Origin of the sequence: Mesorhizobium sp. M8A.F.Ca.ET.021.01.1.1, from assembly GCF_003998025.1 — a bacterium.
Classification (GTDB): domain Bacteria; phylum Pseudomonadota; class Alphaproteobacteria; order Rhizobiales; family Rhizobiaceae; genus Mesorhizobium.
On sequence record NZ_RZSJ01001068.1, the window covers coordinates 1 to 610 of the forward strand.

General features: G+C 66.9%; 1 protein-coding gene and 1 pseudogene. Both read left to right on the top strand.

The genetic code is table 11. The features are described 5' to 3' along the window. Window positions 1-377: pseudogene (locus EOA36_RS36630) on the top strand (dTDP-glucose 4,6-dehydratase); the annotation flags it as partial. Window positions 378-401: 24 nt separating this feature from the next. After that, window positions 402-610 (top strand): hypothetical protein (locus EOA36_RS36635; protein ID WP_145969567.1); only part of this gene is annotated, 209 nt, incomplete at its 3' end.

Consider the following 610-nt stretch of genomic DNA (forward strand, 5'->3'; position numbering starts at 1 on the left):
TGGTGGCGCAAAGCATCGCCTGGGCCTTCGCGCCAGGCTCCGAGCCGCATGCCGAGGCCGATCCGCTGGATAGCGGCGCGAGCGGCAATCGCGGAATCAGCGTCGGCGGGGTCATCGCGCTCGAAACGGCCGTGCTCAATGCACCATTCGCCGGCATCGTCCTGCGCTATGGCCAGCTCTACGGCCCCGGAACAGGAGCGGACACGCCCGCCGGCGCGTCGCCGCTGCATGTCGATGCGGCTGCCTATGCGGCGCTGCTTGCACTGGACAAGGGCGCGCCAGGCATCTTCAACATTGCCGAATCCAATGAGGCCGTCTCGACGCGAAAGGCGGCCGAGGAACTCGGCTGGCGCGCCGATTTCCGCTTGCCCGCCTGAACCAATCCGCTCGGAGACATCGACATGATCACCCATCAAGCTCGTTTGCGGACCGGCCAGTCCCTGATCGCCGTCAGTGCCGTCGCGGTTCTGTTCGCGCTGGCGGCCAAGTGGACCGGTCCGGGTCTGATGGCTGTCGAGCCGGTCGGCATGGAAACGCACATGAACATGGAAGGCGCTGCCGAGGGTAGCTCCGCCGCACGGCCCAAGATGGTCGTCACGCCTGTCTCCTG